General features: G+C 70.4%; 16 protein-coding genes and 1 tRNA gene. 10 read left to right on the top strand and 7 right to left on the bottom strand.

Annotated features, from left to right (window positions below):
- Window positions 1-51: 51 nt before the first annotated feature.
- Both QMF98_RS03095 and QMF98_RS03090 read left to right on the top strand, forming a co-directional pair.
- Complete coding sequence (locus tag QMF98_RS03095) at window positions 52-3,135, top strand: alpha-mannosidase (RefSeq protein ID WP_337974611.1); 3,084 nt, start codon at window positions 52-54, stop codon at window positions 3,133-3,135.
- Window positions 3,136-3,238: 103 nt separating this feature from the next.
- A complete protein-coding gene (locus QMF98_RS03090; protein ID WP_337974610.1) occupies window positions 3,239-4,336 on the top strand; it encodes an ROK family transcriptional regulator in 1,098 nt (365 codons plus the stop codon).
- On the opposite strand, the gene QMF98_RS03085 is transcribed toward QMF98_RS03090, so the two are convergent.
- The gene (locus QMF98_RS03085; RefSeq protein ID WP_337974609.1) at window positions 4,329-5,273 is read right to left on the bottom strand and encodes a BadF/BadG/BcrA/BcrD ATPase family protein; all 945 of its coding nucleotides are present in this window, start codon (window positions 5,271-5,273) and stop codon (window positions 4,329-4,331) included. The two genes, QMF98_RS03090 and QMF98_RS03085, sit on opposite strands and share 8 nt — an antisense overlap.
- Before the next feature lie 286 nt (window positions 5,274-5,559).
- Here QMF98_RS03085 and QMF98_RS03080 point away from each other — a divergent pair, with 286 nt between their 5' ends.
- The 4 genes from QMF98_RS03080 (at window position 5,560) to QMF98_RS03065 (ending at window position 10,510) form a co-directional block, all read left to right on the top strand.
- The gene (locus tag QMF98_RS03080; protein ID WP_337974608.1) at window positions 5,560-6,840 is read left to right on the top strand and encodes an ABC transporter substrate-binding protein; all 1,281 of its coding nucleotides are present in this window, start codon (window positions 5,560-5,562) and stop codon (window positions 6,838-6,840) included.
- Window positions 6,841-6,936: 96 nt separating this feature from the next.
- Complete coding sequence (locus QMF98_RS03075) at window positions 6,937-7,869, top strand: carbohydrate ABC transporter permease (protein WP_337974607.1); 933 nt, start codon at window positions 6,937-6,939, stop codon at window positions 7,867-7,869.
- Window positions 7,866-8,756, top strand: coding sequence for a carbohydrate ABC transporter permease (locus tag QMF98_RS03070; RefSeq protein ID WP_337974606.1), 891 nt, complete (start codon window positions 7,866-7,868; stop codon window positions 8,754-8,756). The genes QMF98_RS03075 and QMF98_RS03070 overlap by 4 nt, the downstream gene beginning before the upstream one ends.
- An 11-nt stretch (window positions 8,757-8,767) precedes the next feature.
- Window positions 8,768-10,510 carry a hypothetical protein gene (locus tag QMF98_RS03065; protein ID WP_337974605.1) on the top strand — a complete coding sequence of 581 codons (1,743 nt, stop codon included), beginning with the start codon at window positions 8,768-8,770 and terminating at the stop codon, window positions 10,508-10,510.
- 110 nt (window positions 10,511-10,620) lie between these two features.
- Here QMF98_RS03065 and QMF98_RS03060 read toward each other — a convergent pair whose 3' ends face one another.
- The 4 genes from QMF98_RS03060 to QMF98_RS03045 all read right to left on the bottom strand — a co-directional run bounded on the left by QMF98_RS03060 (window position 10,621) and on the right by QMF98_RS03045 (window position 15,207).
- Window positions 10,621-10,887, bottom strand: coding sequence for an HPr family phosphocarrier protein (locus QMF98_RS03060; protein ID WP_337974604.1), 267 nt, complete (start codon window positions 10,885-10,887; stop codon window positions 10,621-10,623).
- A gap of 61 nt (window positions 10,888-10,948) precedes the next feature.
- Window positions 10,949-11,845, bottom strand: a complete 897-nt coding sequence (locus QMF98_RS03055) for a PRD domain-containing protein (protein WP_337974603.1) — start codon at window positions 11,843-11,845, stop codon at window positions 10,949-10,951.
- 10 nt (window positions 11,846-11,855) lie between these two features.
- On the bottom strand, window positions 11,856-13,316 hold the full coding sequence (locus tag QMF98_RS03050) for a glycoside hydrolase family 1 protein (protein WP_337974602.1): 1,461 nt from the start codon (window positions 13,314-13,316) through the stop codon (window positions 11,856-11,858).
- Window positions 13,303-15,207: a beta-glucoside-specific PTS transporter subunit IIABC gene (locus QMF98_RS03045; RefSeq protein ID WP_337974601.1), complete on the bottom strand. Its 1,905-nt coding sequence runs from the start codon at window positions 15,205-15,207 to the stop codon at window positions 13,303-13,305. The genes QMF98_RS03050 and QMF98_RS03045 overlap by 14 nt, the downstream gene beginning before the upstream one ends.
- Window positions 15,208-15,532: 325 nt before the next feature.
- Here QMF98_RS03045 and QMF98_RS03040 point away from each other — a divergent pair, with 325 nt between their 5' ends.
- Window positions 15,533-16,180 carry a dihydrofolate reductase family protein gene (locus QMF98_RS03040; protein WP_337974600.1) on the top strand — a complete coding sequence of 216 codons (648 nt, stop codon included), beginning with the start codon at window positions 15,533-15,535 and terminating at the stop codon, window positions 16,178-16,180.
- A 1,698-nt stretch (window positions 16,181-17,878) separates the two neighbouring features.
- Entirely contained in the window at window positions 17,879-19,189 is a 1,311-nt protein-coding gene (locus tag QMF98_RS03035; protein ID WP_337974599.1) for an AlbA family DNA-binding domain-containing protein, read from the top strand.
- Between the two features lie 75 nt (window positions 19,190-19,264).
- Here QMF98_RS03035 and QMF98_RS03030 read toward each other — a convergent pair.
- Window positions 19,265-19,337: transfer RNA gene (locus QMF98_RS03030), tRNA-Arg, on the bottom strand.
- Window positions 19,338-19,651: 314 nt separating this feature from the next.
- Between QMF98_RS03030 and QMF98_RS03025 the strand changes: the two genes are divergently transcribed.
- On the top strand, window positions 19,652-20,575 hold the full coding sequence (locus QMF98_RS03025; protein ID WP_337974598.1) for a hypothetical protein: 924 nt from the start codon (window positions 19,652-19,654) through the stop codon (window positions 20,573-20,575).
- 227 nt (window positions 20,576-20,802) lie between these two features.
- Here QMF98_RS03025 and QMF98_RS03020 read toward each other — a convergent pair whose 3' ends face one another.
- Window positions 20,803-20,937 (bottom strand): hypothetical protein, encoded by a 135-nt coding sequence (locus QMF98_RS03020; RefSeq protein ID WP_337974597.1) that lies wholly within the window; start codon window positions 20,935-20,937, stop codon window positions 20,803-20,805.
- A 118-nt stretch (window positions 20,938-21,055) separates the two neighbouring features.
- On the opposite strand from QMF98_RS03020, the gene yaaA reads away from it, so the two are divergent.
- A complete protein-coding gene (gene yaaA, locus QMF98_RS03015; RefSeq protein WP_337974596.1) occupies window positions 21,056-21,847 on the top strand; it encodes a peroxide stress protein YaaA in 792 nt (263 codons plus the stop codon).
- Window positions 21,848-21,892 lie beyond the last annotated feature (45 nt).

Below are 21,892 nucleotides of genomic sequence, written 5' to 3'. Positions count from 1 at the left end.
TCGGCAGCTCGACCAACCCGCCGGCCCCGCCCGGCCACGACTGGAGGCCCGATGCACCCGACCACCGAGTCCACCTTGGCGCGGGTCGACCGCCTGCTGCGCGACTGGGTCGCTCCTGCGCTGCACCGCGCGCGGCACCCGCTCACCGCCGAGAGCTGGACGGCGCCCGGCGAGCCGGTCCCCTTCGCCCGGGCTCGCGCGGAGCAGTACGTGCCGCACCCCGTCGGGGCCCCGTGGGGCCGCGCGTGGAGCACCGTCTGGTTCCACGTGACGGGACGCGTGCCGGCGGACTGGCCGGAGCCCGGTACCCGCCTCGAGCTCGTCGTGGACCTGGGCTTCGACGACCAGATGCCCGGCTTCCAGGCCGAGGGTGCCGTCTGGTCGCCGGACGGCCGGTTGCTCAAGGGCATCTCGCCGCGCAACGCCTGGCTCCCGCTGCAGCAGGAGGGCGGGTCGGAGGTGGACCTCTACCTCGAGGCCGCGGCGAACCCCGATGCCTACCGCGGCAGCTGGACCACCCCGACCGCGATGGGCGACCTGGCGACCGTCCCGGGCACCGAGCTCTACCGGCTGCTCGCGCTCGACGTGGCGCTGGTCGACACCGAGGTCGAGGCGCTGGTGGCCGACCTCAAGGCGCTGCGCGGGCTGGCGGAGGTGCTGCCCGCCGAGTCACCGCGGCGCGCCCAGCTGGTGGAGGCGTTGGCCCGGGCGTGCGACGCCCTCGATCCCCAGGACGTGTCCGGGTCGGCAGGCCGGGCACGAGAGGTGCTGGCCCCGGCGCTCGCCGCTCCCGCAGCGGCCAGCGCGCACCGCGTCCACGCCGTCGGGCACGCGCACATCGACTCGGCGTGGCTGTGGCCCACCAGGGAGACCGCCCGCAAGGTGGCCCGGACGGTCGCGAACGTGCTGGCGCTGATGGAGACCGACCCGGACGTCACGTTCGCCTTCTCCTCCGCCCAGCACTACGCCTGGCTGCAGGAGTCGGCCCCGGAGCTGTTCGAGCGGATGGCCGAGCGGGTGCGCGAGGGCCGCATCGTGCCGGTCGGCGGGATGTGGGTCGAGTCGGACACCAACCTGGTGGGCGGCGAGGCGCTGGTGCGCCAGTTCGTCGAGGGCATGCGCTACTTCCGCGAGCAGCTCGGGGTGGTCCCCACCACCGCGTGGCTGCCGGACTCGTTCGGGTACACCGCCGCGCTGCCGCAGATCGCCCGCCTCGCGGGGTTCAGCGACCTGTTCGCGCAGAAGATGTGCTGGAACGACACCAACCCGTTCCCGCACCACACGTTCTGGTGGGAAGGGCTGGACGGGTCCCGTCTGTTCACGCACTTCACGCCGATGGACACCTACAACGCGCGCCTCGTGGCCTCCCAGCTCGACCGCGCCTCCCGCCAGTTCGCCGACAAGCCCGGCTCGAACACCTCGCTCGCCGCGTTCGGCTTCGGTGACGGCGGGGGCGGCCCCACTCGCGAGATGGTCGCGCAGGCCCGGCGCACGGCCGACCTCGACGGGTCGCCGCACGTCGAGCTGAGCACTCCCGAGCGCTTCTTCGCCACGGCCCGCGCGGAGTACGCCGACCGGGCGCCGACCTGGGTCGGGGAGATGTACCTGGAGTTCCACCGCGGCACCTACACCTCCCAGGCCCGCACCAAGCAGGGCAACCGCCGCAGCGAGCACCTGCTCCGCGAGGCCGAGCTGTGGGCCACCACCGCGACGGTGCTGACCGGTGCGCCCTACCCGCACCAGGCGCTGCGACGCATCTGGCGGCTGGTGCTGCTGCAGCAGTTCCACGACATCCTGCCGGGCTCGTCCATCGCATGGGTGCACCGCGAGGCCGAGGCGGCCTACGCCGCGATCGCCGCCGAGCTCGAGCAGCTGATCGCCGCCGCGACGACCGCCCTGGCCGGGCGCGCCGGAGACGCCCGAGACGCCGGAGGGCCGACCCCCGGCCCCGGGCGGCGCCGGGTGGCCAACGCCTCGCCGTACCCCGTGCTCGGTGTGCCCGCGGGTGGCATCGGGGTGCCGGCCGAACCGTCCCCGGCGGCCCTGGAGCCCGACGCGACCGGCTGGCTGCTGAGCAACGGGTCGCTGCAGGTCCGGGTGGACGCCCGCGGGCTGGTGACGTCGGCCGTGCACCTGGCGACCGGACGCGAGGTGGTGCCGCCGGGCGAGGTCGGCAACCTGCTGCAGACCTTCCGGGACATCCCCAACGACTTCGAGGCCTGGAACCTCGACGAGCACTACCAGCGGGTCGGTCGCGACCTGGTCGACGTGGTGGCGATGGAGGTCGACCACGACGGCCCGGCGCTGCGCATCGAGCGGAGCTTCGGGAGCAGCCGGGTGGTCCAGCGCCTCCGCCTGGCCGCCGGTGACGACCCGACCCTGCACGTCGAGACCCAGGTGGACTGGCACGAGCGGCACACCCTGCTCAAGCTCGGCTTCACCCTCGACGTGCAGACCACGGACGCCGCCGCGGAGACCCAGTTCGGCTACGTCCGTCGTCCGACCCACGCCAACACCTCGTGGGACGCGGCGAAGTTCGAGGTCCCCGCGCACCGGTGGGTCCACGTGGGCGAGCCCGACTTCGGCGTCGCGGTCACCAACGACGCCACCTACGGCCACGACATCGCCCGCGTGCGGCACGCCGGTGGGGTCGGCACCCGCGTCCGGCTCTCGCTGCTGCGCGCGCCCATGTACCCCGATCCCGACGCGGACCTCGGCCGCCACACCTTCCGCGCGGCCGTGACCTTCGGCGCGGACCTCCTCCGGGCCGGGGCGCAGGGCTGGGCGCTGAACCTGCCGCTGCGCGAGGTCGGCGCCGCGCCGGCCGCCGGTGCGGACCAGGTGGCACCGCTGGTGACCTGCGACAACCCGTGCGTCGTCGTCTCCGCCGTGAAGCTGGCGGACGACGGCGGGCCGGACGTCATCGTGCGCGTCCACGAGGCCCTCGGCACGCGGGCACGGGCACGGCTGCAGGTCTGCTTCCCCTTCCGCGCGGCGACCGTGACCGACCTCCTCGAGGAGCCGATGCCGGACCACCCCGAGGCCGCGGCACTGGCTGCGCTGGCGGCGGGAACCGGCGAGGTCCCGCTCACCCTGCGTCCGTTCGAGATCCGCACGCTGCGGTTCACGCGATGAGGCTCCGGTGCCCCTTTCCCCTGATGCCGTAGGGTTTTCGGTCGTGGCGCCAAGACGCACCGGTGCAGCGCGTGGCGCTCCGAAGACCGCCACGACCCGGGTCGTGACCCAGATCAACCGGACCGCGGTGCTCGACGCCATCCGCGCCTCGGGCCCGATGACGCGCCGCGACATCCAGGAGCACACCGGGCTCAGCTCGGCCACCGTGGAGCGGCTCTGCTCGTCGCTCGTCGCCGAGGGCCTGATCGTGGCGGACGGGGCCGAGCGCTCCGCGCGCGGACGTCCCGCCGTGCTCTACCGACACGCGGGTGAGGGCCGCGTGGTCGCCGCCGTCGAGGTCTCCGCCTCCGGCGTGCGGGGCCGGCTCGTCGACCTGGACGGCCGCGTGGTCTACGTCGCGCCGGAGCTGCCGTGCGGCGACGGCGAGGCCCCACGTGGCGTGCAGGCGACGCTGCGGGTGACGGAGGACCTGCTCGAGGCGGCGCAGACGCTGAACAAGCCGTGCCTCGCGGTCGGGGTCTCGGTGCCGGGCGCGGTGTCGACCCCCGAGGGTCGGGTCCGCAACGCGGTCGAGCTCGGGTGGTACGACCTTCCGCTCGGCGACATCCTCCGCGCGCGGCACGAGCTGCCGATCGTGATCGAGAACGACGCGAACGCCGTGGGCTACGGCGAGTGGTCCCGCGGCGCCGGTGTGGGGTCGGAGCACCTCGTCGCCTTCGTGCTCGGCAACGGCGCCGGCGCCGGCATCGTCTCCGGCGGCAAGATCCTGCGCGGCAACCGTTCCGCCGCCGGTGAGATCGGCTTCCTGCTGGCCGACCGGTCGGCCTTCGACGCCCTGTACACCCTGCAGGGCGACCTGGAGACGCGGATCGCCACGGCCAGCGGCCCCTCGGTCGGCGCGCTGCTCGACGCCGCGGTGGCGGGAGAGGCCGATGCGGTCCGTGCGGCGGCCGAGGTCTTCGACTACGTCGGCATCGCGTGCGCAGCCCTCAGCGCGGTCCTCGATCCCGAGGTGATCGTGCTGGCCGGACAGCTGGCGCGGCAGCCGCAGTACTCGGTGAAGCAGGTCCGGCAGCGCCTGGTCGGCCGGATCACGTTCCCGCCGAACCTGATCGCGTCCCAGCTCGGCGACGAGGCTGCACTGACCGGCGTCGCGCAGATCGCGATCGACCGCGCGCGCGAGTCGATCTACCTCACCTGACGGCGCCGACCCCGACCTGCGGGTCCTGACCGGCGAGCTCTCGGGCGAGGGCGAGCGCCCCGGCGGCCGGGGGCGTCCGGGCCACCACCACGTCGATCGTCGGCTCGAGCTGGGCGAGGTGCGCGCGCAGCGCAGCCTCGTAGCCGGGCTGGCCCACCATGACGCCGCCGCCGACGACGACCGTGGTCCCCGTCGCGCCGCGGCCCCGCAGCCCCACGACCTCCTCGGCCAGCGTCTGGGCGGCCTCGTCGACGATCGCTCGCGCCGTCGCCGACCCCTCCTCCAGCGCCGCGAACACCTCGCGCGCGTGACGGCCCCAGACAGCCGGGCTGAGGTCGGCACGGGCCTGGGCGGCGAGCTCGGCGGCACCCGCGACCCCGAAGGCCTCCCGGACGCGTCGGTAGAGCACGTCGCCGTCGTCCTCACCGCGATCGGCGGCCTCCAGCGTCGCGCGAACCGCGCTGTGCACCAGGTCCGGCGCACTGCCGCGGTCGCCGACGGGCCAGCCGTGCCCGTCCGCGGTGATGCGGCGCCCGTCCGCGGTCGTGCCGCTGACGATGGCGCCCGTCCCGACGATCATCTCGATCGTCGCGCGGTGGTGCGTGGCGTAGCGGAGCAGGTAGGCGTCGTTCACCACGGTCACCCGGCAGCCGAGGCCGGTGCGGAGCACCTCGGAGACGTGGCGCATCTGCTCGTCGGTGTCGCAGTCGTGGATGCCGGCCACGAGCACCGAGTGGGGGGTCACCTGGCCGCAGCCCTGGACGAGCTCGACCAGGCGGTGCAGGTTGTCCGGGTCGGAGAACAGGGCGCCGGACCGCCAGCGCGCGGACGGGACGACGAGGTCGGCACAGGCTCCGGCGGAGTCCTCGGTGATCACCTGGGTCTTCGTCCCGCCGACGTCGACGCCGACGGCCACCAGGGGGTGCGAATCGCCCATGGACCTGCTCTCTCGCCTCGTGGAGTGCCGTGATGACGCTGCCATCGCTGCACATAACTACCAGACTGAGGGTAATCGCGCCAGCACCGGTCGGAGGGGCAAACCGGCCCGATTCACGCGTGTATCCGCGTCCCGGCCGGCCACCAGCGGCCCAGAGCCGGCGTTACCGATTCGTTGTGTCCCAGATGCTTGACCACTTTTTCGTGGTAGTGATACAAAAGGCGTCACCCGCTCGGCGCCGACGGATGTGCGACGCCGCTCCACTCCGTGAAAGAGGGGTCCGCACATGAAGCAACACGCCCGCACCGCGACCGCCGTCGTCGCCGGTGCCCTGCTCATCTCCCTGTCGGCCTGCTCCAGCGGCAACGGGAGCTCCGCCAGCTCGGCGACGTCCGCGGCGAAGAACGTCACGCTCAAGCTGGTCCAGTCCGGCGACGCCAACCAGGGCGGCGCCTTCCAGAAGCTCGCCGACGAGTACAAGGCGGAGACCGGCACCACCGTCCAGATCGTCGAGGTGCCCAGCGACAACCTGGCCACCCAGCTCCGCACCAGCGCCCAGGCCAACGACCTGCCCGACCTGGCGGCCGCCCCCAACGTGGACCCCGTCTGGAAGGACCGGATCCTCGACCTCAGCGACATCGCCAAGGCGGCGAAGGTCAAGCCCACGCTGCTGGTGCAGGACCCCGGCGACAAGAAGGTCAAGGCGCTGCCGACCACGCTGACCGCGGTCGGCATGTTCATCAACAAGACCCTCTGGGACAAGGCCGGCGTCACGTACCCGAAGGACATCTCCGGCTCCTGGACCTGGGACGACTTCCAGGCCAAGGCGGACCAGGTGCGGACCGCGACGGGCGCCAAGTACGGTGCCGTGATGGACGCCTCGGCGCACCGCATGCGCGCGTTCCTGTACCAGTTCGGCAGCGAGGGCGTCGTCGAGAGCAGCCCGGGCAACTTCACCACCAACGACAAGACCGCCACGGCGCTGGAGTACTTCAAGAAGATGAACGACTCCGGCTTCATGCCGAAGTCGGTGTGGACGTCGGGTGACGACGCGAGCGCGGCCTTCAAGAGCGGCCAGGTGACGGCCTACATGTCCGGCGTCTGGCAGATCGCCGACTTCCAGGCCAACATCACCAACTTCCAGTGGGCCTCGGTGCCGATGCCGCAGCAGCCCGTCCGGGCCACGAACTACGGCTCGGCGTCCTGGATGGTGGCCTTCAAGGGCACCGGCCACGAGCAGCAGACTCTCGACTTCATCAAGTGGCTGTACTCGCCCGCGCACTACACCGAGTACTGCAACATCCAGGGCTGCCTGCCGGCGGTGGACGGCATCACGCCGACGTACAAGGGGAACGCCGACGCGTTCAAGCTCTACAACGACGAGATCTCCGCCTCCCCCGCCGTCTCGGCGAACCAGACCACCGACCAGCTCCGCAACGCCTACCAGGGCCGCGCGCTGACCTCCGAGCCGCTGAAGGACGAGACCATCCGGTACCTCAACGGTGAGCTGACCATCGACCAGACGATCAAGGCGATCCTCGACTCGACCAAGAAGCAGCTGAGCTGACCCGGACCGCGGTCGGGCGTCCCAGCCGGGACGCCCGACCGCCCCTCCGGCACCCCGGCGGCTCGCCGTACGCGCAGTCCGAGCAGAGGAGGAACGATGGACCGACCAGCGGCCACCCTGACCCGACCGCGCACCGGTGCGCCGGTCCGGGTCAAGCCACGCGCGACCCCCCGGTACACCGGCCCCGCGCTCGTCCTGACGGGCGGCGTCATCGCGCTGTACGCCCTGTTCTTCCTCTGGCCCGGCGTGCTGGGCCTCCTGTACAGCTTCACCAGCTACCACGGCTACGGGCCGCTGCGGTTCATCGGCCTGGAGAACTACACGTCGCTGGCCACCGACCCCACGTTCTACGCCGCCCTCGGCCGCACGTTCGTCTACACCCTGTTCTCCGTCCCGCTGGGGTACGTGCTCTCCCTGACCATGGCGGTCGCCCTGACCAACGCGACCGCCAAGGGGAAGTCGGCGGCGCGGGTCATCTTCTTCCTGCCCTGGCTGGTCTCGCCGATCGTCACCGGGGTGATCTGGCGCTGGCTGTTCGGCGAGAACTTCGGCTTCGTCAACTTCGTCATCGGTGAGCTCGGCGGCCACCCGGCGCCGTGGGCCACGAACGCGAACCTCTCCCTGCTGGTGGTGATCTTCGCCTCGGCGTGGGCAGGCGCCGCGTTCAACATGCTCCTGTTCATCTCGGCGCTGAGGAACGTGCCGGTCTCGCTCTACGAGGCCGCGCAGCTCGACGGCGCGAACGCCTGGCAGCGGTTCGCCCGGATCACCATCCCGGCGATCAGGCCCACGTCGCTGCTGGTGATCCTGCTGCTGACGATGGGGCAGATGAAGGAGTTCGCCCTGATCCAGGCGCTGAACAACGGTGGCCCGGGCACCCAGAACCAGCTGATCGTCCAGTACATCTACACGACGGGCTTCGCGAAGTCCCAGGTCGGGTACGCCAGCGCCGCCTCGATGGTGCTGCTGGTGATCCTGATGGGGATCGCCCTGGTCCAGATCGCCATCAGCAGGAGGAGCGAGTCATGACGACGGCGACGCAGCTCTCCCGGACCGGCGAGCAGTCCTCGACCCGCCCCGCCCTCTCCCGCCGCCGGGGCTCGGCGACGCGCGCCATCCCGGCCACCACGATGCTGTGGGTCCTCGCGATCCTGATGGCGTTCCCGCTGCTGTGGTTCCTGCTGTCCTCGTTCAAGGGCGGCGGTGAGCTGTTCAGCTACCCGCTCAGCTTCCTGCCCCGGAAGTGGACGGTCGACGGGTACGTCCGCGCCTGGGCGCGCGTCGACTTCCTCCGCTACTTCTCCAACACCCTGGTCGTCGCCACGATCACCACGGCGCTGACGGTGTTCTTCTGCGCGACGGCCGGGTACGGGCTCGCCAAGTACCGGGCGAGGTGGCTGTCGGTGCTGTCGCTCTTCGTGCTGTCGATGACCATGCTGCCCGGCGAGGTCATCCTGAACCCGACCTTCAGCGTGGTGCTGCACCTGCACCTGTACAACAACCTGTTCGGCGTGATCCTGCCGTCGATCCTCACGCCGACCGGCGTGTTCATGTTCCGGCAGTTCTTCGTGTCGGTGCCGGACGAGCTGCTCGACGCGGCCCGCATCGACGGCTCGAGCGAGCTGTCGACGTTCTTCCGGATCATGGTCCCGCTGGCGCGACCGATCATGCTGACGCTTGCGATCATCTCGTTCCAGTGGCGCTGGAACGACTACATCTTCCCGTTGATCATCCTGAACGACCCGAGCAAGTTCACGCTGCAGATCGCCCTGCGCTCCCTCATCGGCGCCCAGAACATCGACTGGGCGATCCTGCTCGCGGCGTCGGTGATCTCGATGGTGCCGCTGATGGTGCTGTACCTGGTGTTCCAGCGCTACATCACCAGCTCCGACATCGGCACCGGGTTGCGGGACTGAGCGGCAGCCGCGTGGCCACGACGTCCGCTGCACCGTGCTCGCCGGCCCTGATCCGAGCGGCACGGGCCGCCCTCGACGCCCACCTGCTGGCCGACGGCCCGGTGGCGGCCGATGCCGCGCTGGCCGGACATCGGGCCTGGATGCGTGCGGTCAAGGCGGCCGTCGTCGTCGGGCTCGCAGCCCAGGCGGGTGCGGCAGACGCGGCCGCCGCGTCGCGCTGGCTGTCCCGGCTCGAGGCGCTGCAGGTCGCCGACGGGCTGTTCTCGACGGGTGACAACCTCGCCTCACCACCGGACTCGGCCTTCACCGTCACCGACGTCGCCGCGACCGCGGCCGCGTTGCGACGGCCGCCCTCGACGGCGTCCGCGTGGGTGGCCGGCGCCGCCGGCGCCGCACTGGGTGCCCGGCTCGAGGAGATCCTGCGCCGCGCCGTTCCCGCACTGGTCGTCGGCGGCGTCCACACCCCCAACCACCGGTGGGAGCTCTCCGGGGCCCTGGTCGGAGCCGCAGCGCTGCTGGCGGAACCTGCCGCGGCGGCCGCCGTCGAACGGGCGCAGCAGTGGCTGACCGAGGGCGTCGACCTCGACGCCGACGGGTTGTACTCCGAGCGCAGCGCCAACTACGCCGCCTACGTCAGCGGCCCGGCGCTGCTGCTGCTCGCGGAACGACTGGGACGGCCCGCGCTGAGCGAGACGGTGCACGCCAACCTGCACACGGTGCTCGACCTGACCACCCCCCGCGGCACCACGGAGACCGTGCACTCCCGGCGGCAGGACCAGCACGACGCCCGGTTCCCGCTCGGCCCCTTCCTCACCTTGTTCGCCCGCTTCGCGCCGACGTGCGACCGCTGCCGCGACGCTGCGGCCTGGGCGTTGCGGCTGCCCGGCGTCGACCCCGTCGACGCGGTCCTCCGCTGCCTGACCGAGGGCGACGTCGCGGCAGGCCTCGCGCTGGCCGACGAGCGGGAGGGGGCGACCGACGCCGAGCTGGCTGCCGGGGCGCTCGGGAGCGGCCAGCGGACCTGGGCCGCGGCGCGCCTGTGGCGCCGGTGGGGCGGAGCCGACTGGACGCTGGTCTACGGCGGTTCCGACGTCCCGGCCGCCGGCCGCGTGGCGTCCGGGCTGGCGTGCAACCCCACCTTCCTGCGCCTGGCGCGCGGCGATGTCGAGGTGACGTCGGTGCGGTTGTCCCGCGACTTCTTCGGTCTGGGCCCGTTCCGTGCGACCGGTCTGCTCGCCGAGGGCGATCGCGTCGTGCTGTCCGAGCAGCTCGCGGCGAGCTACTACCAGCCGCTGCCCGTTGACGCCCACCGGCCCGACGGCGACTACGCGCTCGAGTTCGAGGGGCGCTTCGCCTCCGCGATGGCCTTCTCGCAGCGGCCGCGCGACGAGCTGCGGCTGGAGACGCAGGTGGTCGTCGAGGTCCGCCCCGACGGGGTGGACCTCGAGGTGCGCACAGCGGGCCCCGCCACGGGTCACGCCCTGGAGATCGCGTTCGCCGACGAGGTGCAGCTCGAGGGGGCGGAGCCGGTGGGGCCGCAGATGTCCCGGGTGGCCGGGGGCCCCGTCGTCGTGCGGGCCGGCGACTCCGCGCTCACCGTGGCCGCGCTGCCGGGCGGTGACTCGTCGCCGGCTGTGTACTCCCCCGGCGAGGCCTACGAGTTCCTCGGAGGGACCGACGCAGTGGGCGGCCGGCGCCTCTACGTGACGTGGAGCTCGCCGGGCACCCAGCGGGTCACGCTGCGGCTCAGCTGAGCGCCGGCTCACACCTGGTCGCGCGGGGCGGCACGCCGTTCGCGTCGCGTCGGATCCGATCGGCCGGATCCGGATGAGGACGGGAGCGTGCGCCCGCCGGGCCGAGACGGTCAGGCGTCGAGGTCGGTCATCAGCAGCTCGGCGAGCCGGTCCAGCACGTCGCCGGCCGCCTCGTCGGGCGAGGCCAGCACCACCTGGTCACCATGCCCCACCCCGAGGGCCATCACCGAGAGCAGGCTGGCGGCATCGACCGGGTCACCGCCGGGCTTGCCGATCACCACGGGCACACCGGCCTCGGCGGCGGCCTTCGAGAAGAGGGCCGCGGGCCGGGCGTGCAGCCCGGACGTCGATCCAACGGTCACGGTCCTGTGCAGCATGGTCGATCTCCTCGTCAGAAGGGGTGCGGCACGGCGCGCAGGACTGCGCGTCGCGCGGGTGTCAGTCGGCGCTCGGTCCGCGCGGCGGCCGTGGCTCGGAGCCGGTGGCGGACTCGGCACTGAGGAGCCGTTGGACGTGCAGGCCCAGGTAGCCGAGCTCCTCGGAGGGCAGGTCGACGCCGTAGCGGCTCCGCACGTGCTCGCCGAGCAGCCGCGCCGTCTCGAGCGCCTGGGGGTACTTGGTACGCATCTGCTCGTACAGGAACCCGTCGTCCCGGTCGAGCAGCCGTCCGGTCAGCAGCCGGTCGGCGAAGAACTGCAGGTGCACGACGAAGCGGCGGTGGTCCTGGTCCTGCGGCGCCAGGGTGCGGCCCGTCCGGTAGGAGACGATCGCGACCATCTCGGAGATCAGGGTGGCCGCCCGGAGGGCGTCGAACGCGGACGCACCGTCGTTGCGGGCGTTGACCAGGTGGAACGCGATGTTCGTCGCCTCGTCCTCCGGGAGGTCGAGGGTCAGCCGGTCGTTGACCAGCTGCAGCGCCTCGAGTCCCACCGCGTACTCGTCCGGGTAGTACGTGCGCATCTCCCAGCTCAGCCGGTTCACCACCCGCATGCCCTGCGCGTGCCGCTCGGCGGCGAAGTGCAGGTGGTCGGTCAGCGCCAGGAGCAGGTGGGGATGCAGGTCCACCTTGAGGCCTGTCCGGGCGAGTGCGATCACGTCCCGAGCCAGCAGCGCGTACGTCGCCGGGATCGTGCCGAGCAGGTCGACGAGCGCGCGGGAGTCGGGATCGTCGACCGGCAGGAACACCCGGTCCACCACGCCGTCGTCGACCGTCTCACCGGGTTTGTGCCCGTAGCCGATCCCCCGGCCCAGCAGGATGCACTCGTGCCCGTTCTCGTCCGTCGCGAGCACGACGCTCGAGTTCAGCACCTTCGTGATCCGCTGCGGCTGGGACATCGGGGCTCACTCAGCCGATCGGCGCCAGGTCGGCGCCGTTCGTCGCGATCACGTGCTGCATCCACGTGAAGGAGTCCTTGCGTGACCGCGCGAGCGTGCCGCGCCCCAGGTCGTCCTGGTCGACGTAGATGAACCCGTACCGCTTGGACATCTGCGACGACGACGCGCTGATCAGGTCGATCGGCGCCCAGGAGGTGTAGCCGCGCAGGTCCACGCCGGCCTCGATCGCCAGCCCCATCTGCTCGACGTGGGCCCGGAAGTAGTCCACCCGGTACGGGTCCCGGATGCGACCGTCGGCATCGACGGAGTCGGCATAGCCCAGCCCGTTCTCGACGACGAACAGCGGCTTGCGGTAACGGTCGTAGAGGTCGATCAAGGAGATGCGGAGCCCGACGGGGTCGATCTGCCACCCCCAGTCGGTGCTCGGCAGGTACGGGTTCTTCACGCCCATGATCGTGTTGCCGGGCGTGCGGTCCGCATCCGGGTCGACCGACTCCGTCATCGACATGTAGTAGCTGAACGAGACGAAGTCGACGGTGTGCTCGCGCAGCACCTCGTCGTCGCCCGCCTCCCACGGCACCGACAGACCCCTGCGCGCCATGGCGGCGAGCTCGATCGGCGGGTACTCGCCGAACACCTGCACGTCGGCGAAGAAGTGGTTGTGCAGGTTCTTCGCCTGGGTGGCCGCCACGTCGTCCGGACGGCACGTGCGCGGGTAGGTGGTGAGCATCGTGAGCATGCAGCCCATCTGCGCACCGGGCACCAGCGTGTGCAGGTCCCGGGTGGCGATGGCCGACGCGACGAACTGGTGGTGCGCAGCGCGGTAGCACGCGACCTCGAGACCGTCCTCGCAGAGCTCCTCGATGACCCCGCCTGACGTGAACGGGTGCCGCATGATCGAGTCGATCTCGTTGAAGGTCAGCCAGAGGCTCACCAGGTCGCCGTACTCCGTGAAGCACGTGCGGGCGAACCGCCCGAACAGCGCGATCACCTCCCGGTTCGCCCACCCGTTGAGCCTGGTGGCCAGCTCGAGCGGCATCTCGTAGTGGGACAGCGTGACCAGCGGCTGGATCCCCCGCGCGCGCATCCCCTCGAACAGCCGGCGGTAGAACGCGACGCCGGCCGGGTTCGGTTCGTTCTCGAATCCGGTCGGGTAGAGCCGGCTCCACGCGATCGACACTCGCAGCACGGTGAAGCCGAGCTCGGCGAACAGGTCCAGGTCCCCCTCCCACCGGTGGTAGAGGTCGATGCCACGCCTCTTGGGGAAGTACGTGACGTCCGTCGTCGCCATCGCCTCGGCGATCGAGGCCAGGGTCACGGCGTGATGGGCGGCGTACTCGGTGTTGGCGAGCGCGGGCTTGTAGGTGGCGACGTCGGCGACCGAGAGCCCACGGCCGTCGGCATCCCAGGCGCCCTCGCACTGGTTGGCTGCGAGGGCGCCGCCCCAGAGGAACCCGTCAGGAAACGACATCGGCGGTCGCCCTGGTCGAGACGGGGAACAGCGGGGCGCCGGCCGCCACCTGGGTGCCCGCACGGACCGCACCCACGTGGACGGCTGCGCCGTTGGTGACCACGACCGGCGTGGTGGTGTCGTACCCGTCCGCGCGGATCGCGTCCAGATCGGCGGTGATGAGCAGCTGGCCCGCCTCGACCCGATCACCCTTGGTCACGTACGCGGTGAAGTGCGTGCCGTTCAGCCGCACCGTGTCCAGCCCCACGTGGATCAGCAGGTCGACCCCGTCGTCGGTGCTCACGGCGACCGCGTGGTGGGTGTCGAACAGCATCGACACCACGCCTGCCGCGGGGCTGCGGAACTCGCCGGACGTGGGCCGGACCGCGCAGCCGTCGCCCAGCACGCCGCCGGCGAACACGCGGTCGGAGACCTCGGAGAGCGGCACGACGGTCCCGTCCGTCGGGCTGAGGACGTCGTGCGGGCTCAGCGCCCGGTCCGGGTTCGCCGGCGCGTTCGCGGCGACGACGCCACGCACCTTGAGGGTGGCCGAGGCGGCGTCGCTCCAGGTCAGCATCGCGACGACGAACGCAGTGACGAAGGCGATCGCCGCGCCGACGATCGCGTTCACGATGTTGCGCGGGTCGTTGGCGTTGATGAACATCGACATGCTCGCCAGGCCGGGTCCGACGGCCACGTACGAGGTCACGTGGGTCACGCCGAGCCACGTCGCTCCCGCGGCGGCGCCGGACAGGACGCTGATCAGGGCCCGCTTGTTCTGGATGGTGATGCCGTAGAGCGCCGGCTCGGTGATGCCGAACAGGGCCGACAGCCCGGCCGAGACCCCGGTGGAGCGCATCTCGGTGTCCTTGGTCCGCAGCGCCACGCCGAAGCTGGCTCCGGACTCGGCGATGTTGTGCGCCAGCGAGACCGGGTTGTACAGGGGCTCGTAGCCGGCGGTGCTCAGCTGGTTGACCACGTACGGGATGAACGCCTTGTGCATGCCGACGGAGATGATGAACGGCAGTGCCACGGCCAGCAGCGGGAACGCCACCCAGCCGAGCGTGTGGAACACCCACAGCACGCCGGTGGTGAACCCGGTGCCCAGCCGGAAGCCGAGCGGGCCGAGGAACAGCAGGGTCACCGGCACGGTCACCAGCAGCCCGACCATCGGCACGAAGAAGATGCGGACGGGCTTCGGCGTCACCCGTGTGAGGAATCGTTCGACGACGGCGAGCAGCAGCACCGCGAGGATGGCGGGGAACACCTGCGAGGAGTAGGTGACGTTGGGGATCGCCAGTCCGAAGACCGAGGTGCCGTCGGCCATCCGCTTGGTCATCGGCGGCAGCACCAGCACCGACACGGCCGCGACCGCCACCAACCGGTTGGTGTTCAGCTTGGTGGCGGTGGTCACTGCCACCAGCAAGGGCAGGAAGAAGAAGGTCGCGTCGCTGATGGCGACCAGCGTGTTGTAGGTCGCCCCGTTCTTCGACAGGCCGAACATCGTCGCGAGCAGCATCAAGGACTTCAGCACGCCGGCACCGGCGATCGCGGGGATCAGGGGTTGGAACACCCCGACGATGAAGTCCAGGACCCGGGCGCCCCAGCCGCCCCGCGATCCGTCGGCCGGTGCTCCGACGGCTGCGGCTGCCGCACCTCCGTGCCCGGGGCCCATCCCGGTCAGCCTGGTCAGGGCGGCGTGCACCTCGACGACGTCGTTGCCGATGACCACCTGGGGCTGGGTGCCGACCACGCCCATCACACCCGGCACGGCCTTCAGGCGGGCGTGGTCGACCTCGTGCGTGTCGGCGAGGGTGAATCGCAGGCGGGTCGAGCAGTGCTCGAGGTGAGTCACGTTGCCCGGTCCGCCGACGGCGTCCAGGATGCCGCTGGCCGTCTTCGCGTAGTCCACGGTGAACTCCTTCGTTCCGTGCGTGGCCGCGTTCGCGCAACAAAAAAGGACCTGACGGCGGCGGCACCGCGAGGTGCCACGACCATCAGATCCTGCCCGGAAACCGGTCACATGTCTGGTGTGGCGCCGAGCGTGGCACCGAGCCCGCCTGCTGTCAACCCGTCTGTCTCTCGCTGTTGCGACGCGCCCGGCTGCGGCGCGTACGGCCCGGCCCCTGAACGCGAGTCCGCCGCGCGGCTGCGGCAGGGACTGCTCAACGGCGCAGATGTGAGCGACGATGAGCCTGCCCACCGCCCGCGGCCGTCACCCCTCAACAGGAGAGCCCGTGCCTCGTCTGCGCCTGCACAGCTTCTCGATCTCGCTCGACGGCTTCGGCACCGGCGACGGGCTGACGGCCGAGGAGCCGTTCGGCCACGCCGGCCAGCGCCTGCACCAGTGGATGTTCGCCACCGCGATGGGACGCCGGATGTTCGGCCTGGACGGCGGCACCACCGGCGTCGACAACGAGCTCGCCGAGACCGCCTGGCAGGGCATCGGCGCCGAGATCATGGGGCGCCGCAAGTTCTACACCGGCCCCGGCCCCATCCCGGCGGACTGGAACGGCTTCTGGGGACCGAACCCGCCGTTCCACACCCCGGTGATCGTGCTGACCCACCAGCCGCACGAGCCGCTGACGATGGAGGGCGGCACCACCTTCCACTTCCGCGACACCACCCCGGCCGACGCGCTGCGCGAGGCGTTCGAGCTGGCCGACGGGCAGGGTGTGCGCCTGGGCGGCGGGGTCAGCACCGTGCGGGAGTTCTTCGACGCCGACCTGGTCGACGAGTTCCACGTGGTGGTGGTGCCGATCGTGCTAGGCCGCGGGCAGCGGCTGTGGGATGGGCAGGAGGGGCTCGAGTCCCGGTTCGACATCCGCGTCGTACCGGGTGACGGCGGCGTCACGCACCTGCTCGGCACGCGCCGGGCCTCTTAGCGTTCCCTGCTGCGAGCTGCTGACCGCCAGCAGCCGGCGGCGATCCGCCGGTCGGGTGGTCCGTCCACGTTTTGCCGTGCGAGACCGCTAGCCCGCGGGAGTGTGCGTCCGCGGCCGGAAACGGTCGAAGCACACGAACGGCTCGCCGGGGGGACGCAATGCGCGCGCGTTGGTGGATTTCGCTCGTCGCCGCGCTCGCCATAGCGGCCGCAATCGCGCTGGTCGCGCCGTGGCCGTCGGCAAGCCAAACCAGACTATGATAGGTACCCTCGCGACCGACCTATTGAAGTCTGGTGATGCGGTTTCAAAGAGGCAACGCGGCGACGGATACGACCAAGGCGCCAAATGCACGCGAGACGCCCCCATATCGGCTGCCAAGCTACCGTGCTCAGGAGCGCCGCTGCCGCTGTCACGGCGTCCGCGAGGTCACCATCGATCCCCCCGGCGTACTCATCATTCGGTCCACGTTCCTCCCAATCTGCGAGGCTGGCCCATGCCGCCGTCTGCGCTAGGGCCGTGTATTCGGTAACGACACGCCGGGGTGCTCGGGCAATCAGTGCAGCCGACACAAGGTCCCGAAGCGCGTCGCGGTGGTCCCCGCGAGAAGACGCCCATCGACACTTCTCAAGCTCGGCAATGGCACTGAGGAGGCGCGCCCTAGATTCTCGGCGCTCACGGCTCTGGGTGAGAACAGACCCAACGATCGAACCGACCCCTGCACCTCCGAGGACCGAGAGGACTTGCGACACGTCAACAGCCATGGTGGAAGCGTGTCACCGCCAGCTCAACTTCGTGACCGCATCGCGATCGCCGCCGGTGTGTCAGTTCGCCCCCGCGGCGCGCGCACCAGAGCGATTGTCGCCACCGGGCTCCGCGTCCTGGCACGTGCCGCGCCGGACCTCTCTGGGGCGCGTCGAGCACGTGCTCCCCGGAGCAGTTGCGTGCCCTGGCAGAACTCACCGCCGGTCTCGCGCCGCATTGGGGTCGACCCAACGCGCGGCTCGTCCTGCTCCATGCGGCACGGATCGAGGATGCGCTAATCCGCAGTGTCCACGGCGCACCCAGGTAGTTCCGGGCCCTTCAGCTGAGGCACCTGGACGGTTGCCCGCCGGAGGATTTGGTCTGGTTCCTCTCCCCACACACGGGCGCCAATCGGAGGTCGGCGAAGCGGTGGGCCGGATGCTCGGCGATGCCGACCTCAGGACCGCACACGTCGGCGTCCAGTTGCGGGACCGGGTGCTCAGGCTCGGTACCGCGCGGTGCCTTGGGACTGGGTTCGTTGCAACGTCGAAGGCGGTCGAGGACAACCAGTGGAGCAAACTGACGCTTCGAACATGCGCGCCACAACGCGCCAATCGACTGCTCGCGCGGAGTCGCGAAGCGGATCAGTCACATGGTCGCGAACCGACAGCGCCCGCGATCCTCGACGGCGTCGTCCGACGTCGGGCGAGCCCGTAGTCGACTCATCCGGCGATTGAGCTTGCACTCCGAGTCGTTCCCGAACAAGGCACCGGAGCGACACGGTCGAGTGCCGACGCCTCGCTGGCGCGCTGGACCAGCGAGGTCAACTAGGTTGACCGATGGAGACCGGCAGCAGAAGCGGCCAAGATGCTGCAATTCGAAGTTGCGTCGGCAGACGATATGACCGTCCGCGGTCGACCCATCAAGTTCACTAGCTGCGAGCAGAGGAACCGAGGCATGACGGAACTGCCGTGGACCTTGTATACCGCACCGGCCGATGCTATCGACGCCGATATGCTACGCCGGTTTCTCGCCCAGCAGCGGCGAGATCGCCTGTTTATGGAGAGCATGACGCTCGAGCTCAAACGAGAGCGCCACGGAGACAACGTGGTCAGGGCAGTCGCGGCACTCGCCAACACCGGCGGTGGTATTGTCCTTCTGGGCGTAGACGAAACCGTGCCGGACTTCGACGAGTCCCCCGGTGTACCGCAGAATGCCGTTACGGCTGTTCTGGAACAATGCACCTCGACCCTCACACCGGCGTTCGCGCCCGAACTCATCCCCGTCGCACTCCCCGGGCGAGACCAAGTGGTCCTCGTCATCCGCGTGGACTTCGACGCGTCGAGACTCCCTATCGTCAAGGGCGGTCAGATCCTGATCCGACAGCCGGGAAGCTCCGTACAGGCAACACATGGGCAAGTGCTCGATCTGGTCGCAAGGCGCACGCAGTGGGCATCGGGCGAGCAGATGATGAACGTAGTGTCCGCGTTCACCCCCAACTCGGACCCGACCGAGCGGGTCTCAGCCGTACCCGATCTCCGTGTGCGGTGCGCCACCGCGCTCTACGGCCGAGAGGGTGCACCACGCCCACGCTCGCTCGGAAACGGCCAGCGACGGGCGCTCGTCGCGGCAGTGGGCTCCTCATCCCTTGGTCGAATGGCGCGGCTTGCTTCGTCGCACTCCGCACGGCAACTCGACTTCGACGACGATGAGCGGAGCGCGCGCCGCTATCGAGCGCACGCCGACGTCGCGGACGAAGGCCTCACGAATCGCGTCGCAATCGACGCGCGCCTATCCGGCCCGCAGGTCGCGGTGGCGCTCGACTTCGACCTACGCCTTCGCCCAACTACAGCGCGCTACCAGGGCGAGCGACCGGTGGTCCAACGCCACGAGTTGGTCGCCGTTGCAGCGGCGGGCGTTGCCACCCTGTCGGTTGACGTCGGATCCGTGGTGGCCGGCTGGATTGGCGGAGCGCCGGCGCGGATTGACGACATCGAGCTCTGGGTGGAGGCGCCGCAGCGGTCCATACCTGCGGCGCTTGCAAGCGAGGGCACCTCTTCCTGGAGGCGACGGGCCGCTCCGAACTGGATGACAGTCTGGCGACTCACGTTGCCGCACATTCCAGAACCTGAGGCGGCGCTCGAGAACCTCGGTGAAGAAATGAAACACCTGTACGTCGATCTCGGCTTCGACGACGAGGTTGCGGTCGTCCGGTGTGACGTCGACCTTGCGGCCGACGTGCTGTCGCGTCTCCGGCGACTCGGCTAGGTCGCGGGCTGTCGCGTCTGCCGACTCCTCATCGCCGCGGCCCCGGCCTGCAGGAACGCACCGTAGCCGAGTCTGTGCGCCTGGGCGGATTCGAACCGCCGACACCCGCTTTAGGAGAGCGGTGCTCTATCCCCTGAGCTACAGGCGCTCGGTCCCACAGCAGTGGATGCCGCCGCAGATCCTCGTCAAGGGTACTGGGTGGCGCTCCTCGGCCGCGCCGGGGACCGTGCGCGGCACCACACGCCATGGAGACCTAGCCACCACCGCTCGACGAGCACGCGCGATCGCAACGCCGGAAGGCGCGGCACGAGCAGGACGCCGTGCGTTGGCTAGGGCCCTGTGCCAGCCCAGACTTTGATGGCGCTGGACCATCTTGCCGGTTGAGAGGAAGGTTCAGTCCAGCCATCCCGATCGAGTCCTGGGCGTCGTCTTGCACGCGAAGCGCGGAGCGACGGTCCCCTGATGCGGATACGCAAGGAAGAGGGACTCGGTCCGGTCCGGCAAGTGCACCGTTCGAAGAAAACCGAGCGAGGAGTAGTTGTGATTGCACCGGCAAGTGGTCCCGATGGCGACTCGGGTCAGCCAGTCAGTTACGACGAGATTCTTGCGGCGACAAAACCGGGACCGTTGCACTCTCACCTTGCAGTTGCTTCCGCAACCCGCGGCCTGCACCTCTCCTCGGCCGTGACCAACGCCCCGTGGCTGCTTCTCGCTGTCGACGAGTGCCTGCTCACGATCGAATGGTTTTGTCGCGCCTTCGAAGTTGACGATGCCGTTCGAGACCTCCTCGGGCAAGCGTCAGCGGCGATCCTCGAGGGCGCGGAGGCCGTGCTAACGAAGGGGCTCGCCGGCATGAACTCGCCGGGCCGAAAGCTCATCGAGATTGAATTTCTGTTCCGGGACTTCGCGCTTGACGGCCGGCGCGCCGAGGACTGGTCGAAGGCAGACCGCAGCGGGAGAGTCAAACGGTTCAGTTTCGCTGCAGTGCGCGGACGCGTTGAGGCGGCGGCGAACGTCCCCAAGGGCTCGATGTTACCGGACCGCGCAGAGTTTGCGGCGCACAGCGAAGGGATCCATGTCACTCCAATTCGCGCGAAGAATGCGCCTGGCCCGGCTGCTGAGGTCGTCCTCGGTTTCTGTGACTTGCTCGAGCACTCTCGGCGCCTGCTGGGCGCACTTTACGCGTTGGCTGCGGCCGCCGCGTACGAGCTCTCTGCTGCAGCAGACGATCCCCCCGCCATGCCCGCCCTTCAGAAAGCGCTAGCCCAGATGGGCGCCATAGCGGTTGCGAACGGCATGCCACCGAGGGAACTAATCGCAGAGGATTGGGAGGAGCATCTAGCAGCCGCGCTCCGTGCCCATCCCCTGGGGCGATCGGCCGAATAGGCGCGGTGCGGTTTCGACCTGACCTCCGGAGGTCTGTACCACCTCGACCGCGGTGACGGGCCACGTCCGTGCAAGTACGGGGCGGAATCCCTTGATAACACGAGACTCCAATCCGAATCACGCGACGTCCGGGTCACTGTGAGCTAAGGACGAGCACTTGCTGCCTAGCATGGGCTATCGCCGCGTGTGGGTCCATGGCTCCCTCGACACGTCGTCGAACCAGTCGGTTACGCCACCAGCGCGTCGAACCCCCGTTCCCCTTTTGCAGCGCGGAACACCTGGCCCTCCCGCGGCCGCGAGTCGAACCGACGTGCGCCGATCACGCACGCCACCTCCTCGTGCGCCGCCAGCGACTCCGACACTCCAGGCACCTCCGAGATCTACTCCGACGTCGACGCGCTCCCGCGTGGGACGCCCAGGCATTTCTCTCGTCGGACGGCGCACGGGCCGGTCTCCAGGTCACTGGGTAGGCTCCGCGAGGTGCTGATCCTGCTGTCCCCGGCCAAGTCGCTCGACTTCGAGTCACGGCCGCCACGGGTCGCGGCGTCCCAGCCACGGCTGCTGGCGGAGGCCGAGCAGCTGGCGGCTGTCATGCGGACCAAGTCGGTGGCCGACCTCGCCGCACTGGCGCACATCTCCGACGAGCTGGCCGTCCTCAACGCCGAACGGTGGGCGTCCTTCGCCACCCCGTTCACCTCGCGCAATGCCCGTCCTGCCGCGCTGGCGTTCAACGGCGACGTCTACCAGGGTCTGAACGTGCGTGAGCGATTCACCACCCGTGACTACACCGAGGCCCAGAAGACGGTGCGGATCCTGTCCGGGCTGTACGGCGTCCTGCGACCCCTGGACCTGATCCAGCCCTACCGGCTGGAGATGGGCACCCGCCTGGCCACCGAGCGAGGGCGCTCCCTGTACGACTGGTGGGGCAGCACCATCACCGACCTGCTGCGGGACGACCTGGCCGCCGCACCGGGGGCCGAAGCCGTCGTGAACCTCGCCTCAGGCGAGTACTTCGGAGCCGTCCGGACCGATGACCTCAGAGCGCCGGTGGTCTCGCCTCGGTTCGAGGACACCGACGCCCGCGGCCGGCGGAGCGTCGTGTCGTTCTACGCCAAGCGAGCGCGAGGGGAGCTGGCCGCCTGGCTCGTGCTCAAACGCGTCCGCACGCCCCGAGCGCTGAAGGACTTCGACGGCGCGGGCTACCGGTACGACGAAGCCGCGTCCACCCGGTCCGTTCCGGTGTTCGTCCGCCGCTTCGCCGACCGCCCCTGAGCTCGACGGGAACGAGCCGCCCGTCACGACGACGTCAGCACCACC

The sequence above is a fragment of the Cellulomonas sp. NTE-D12 genome (genome assembly GCF_027923705.1).
Lineage (GTDB): Bacteria > Actinomycetota > Actinomycetes > Actinomycetales > Cellulomonadaceae > Cellulomonas.
Note: the sequence above shows the minus strand (reverse complement) of the source record. Positions and strands in the feature narration are given on the sequence as shown.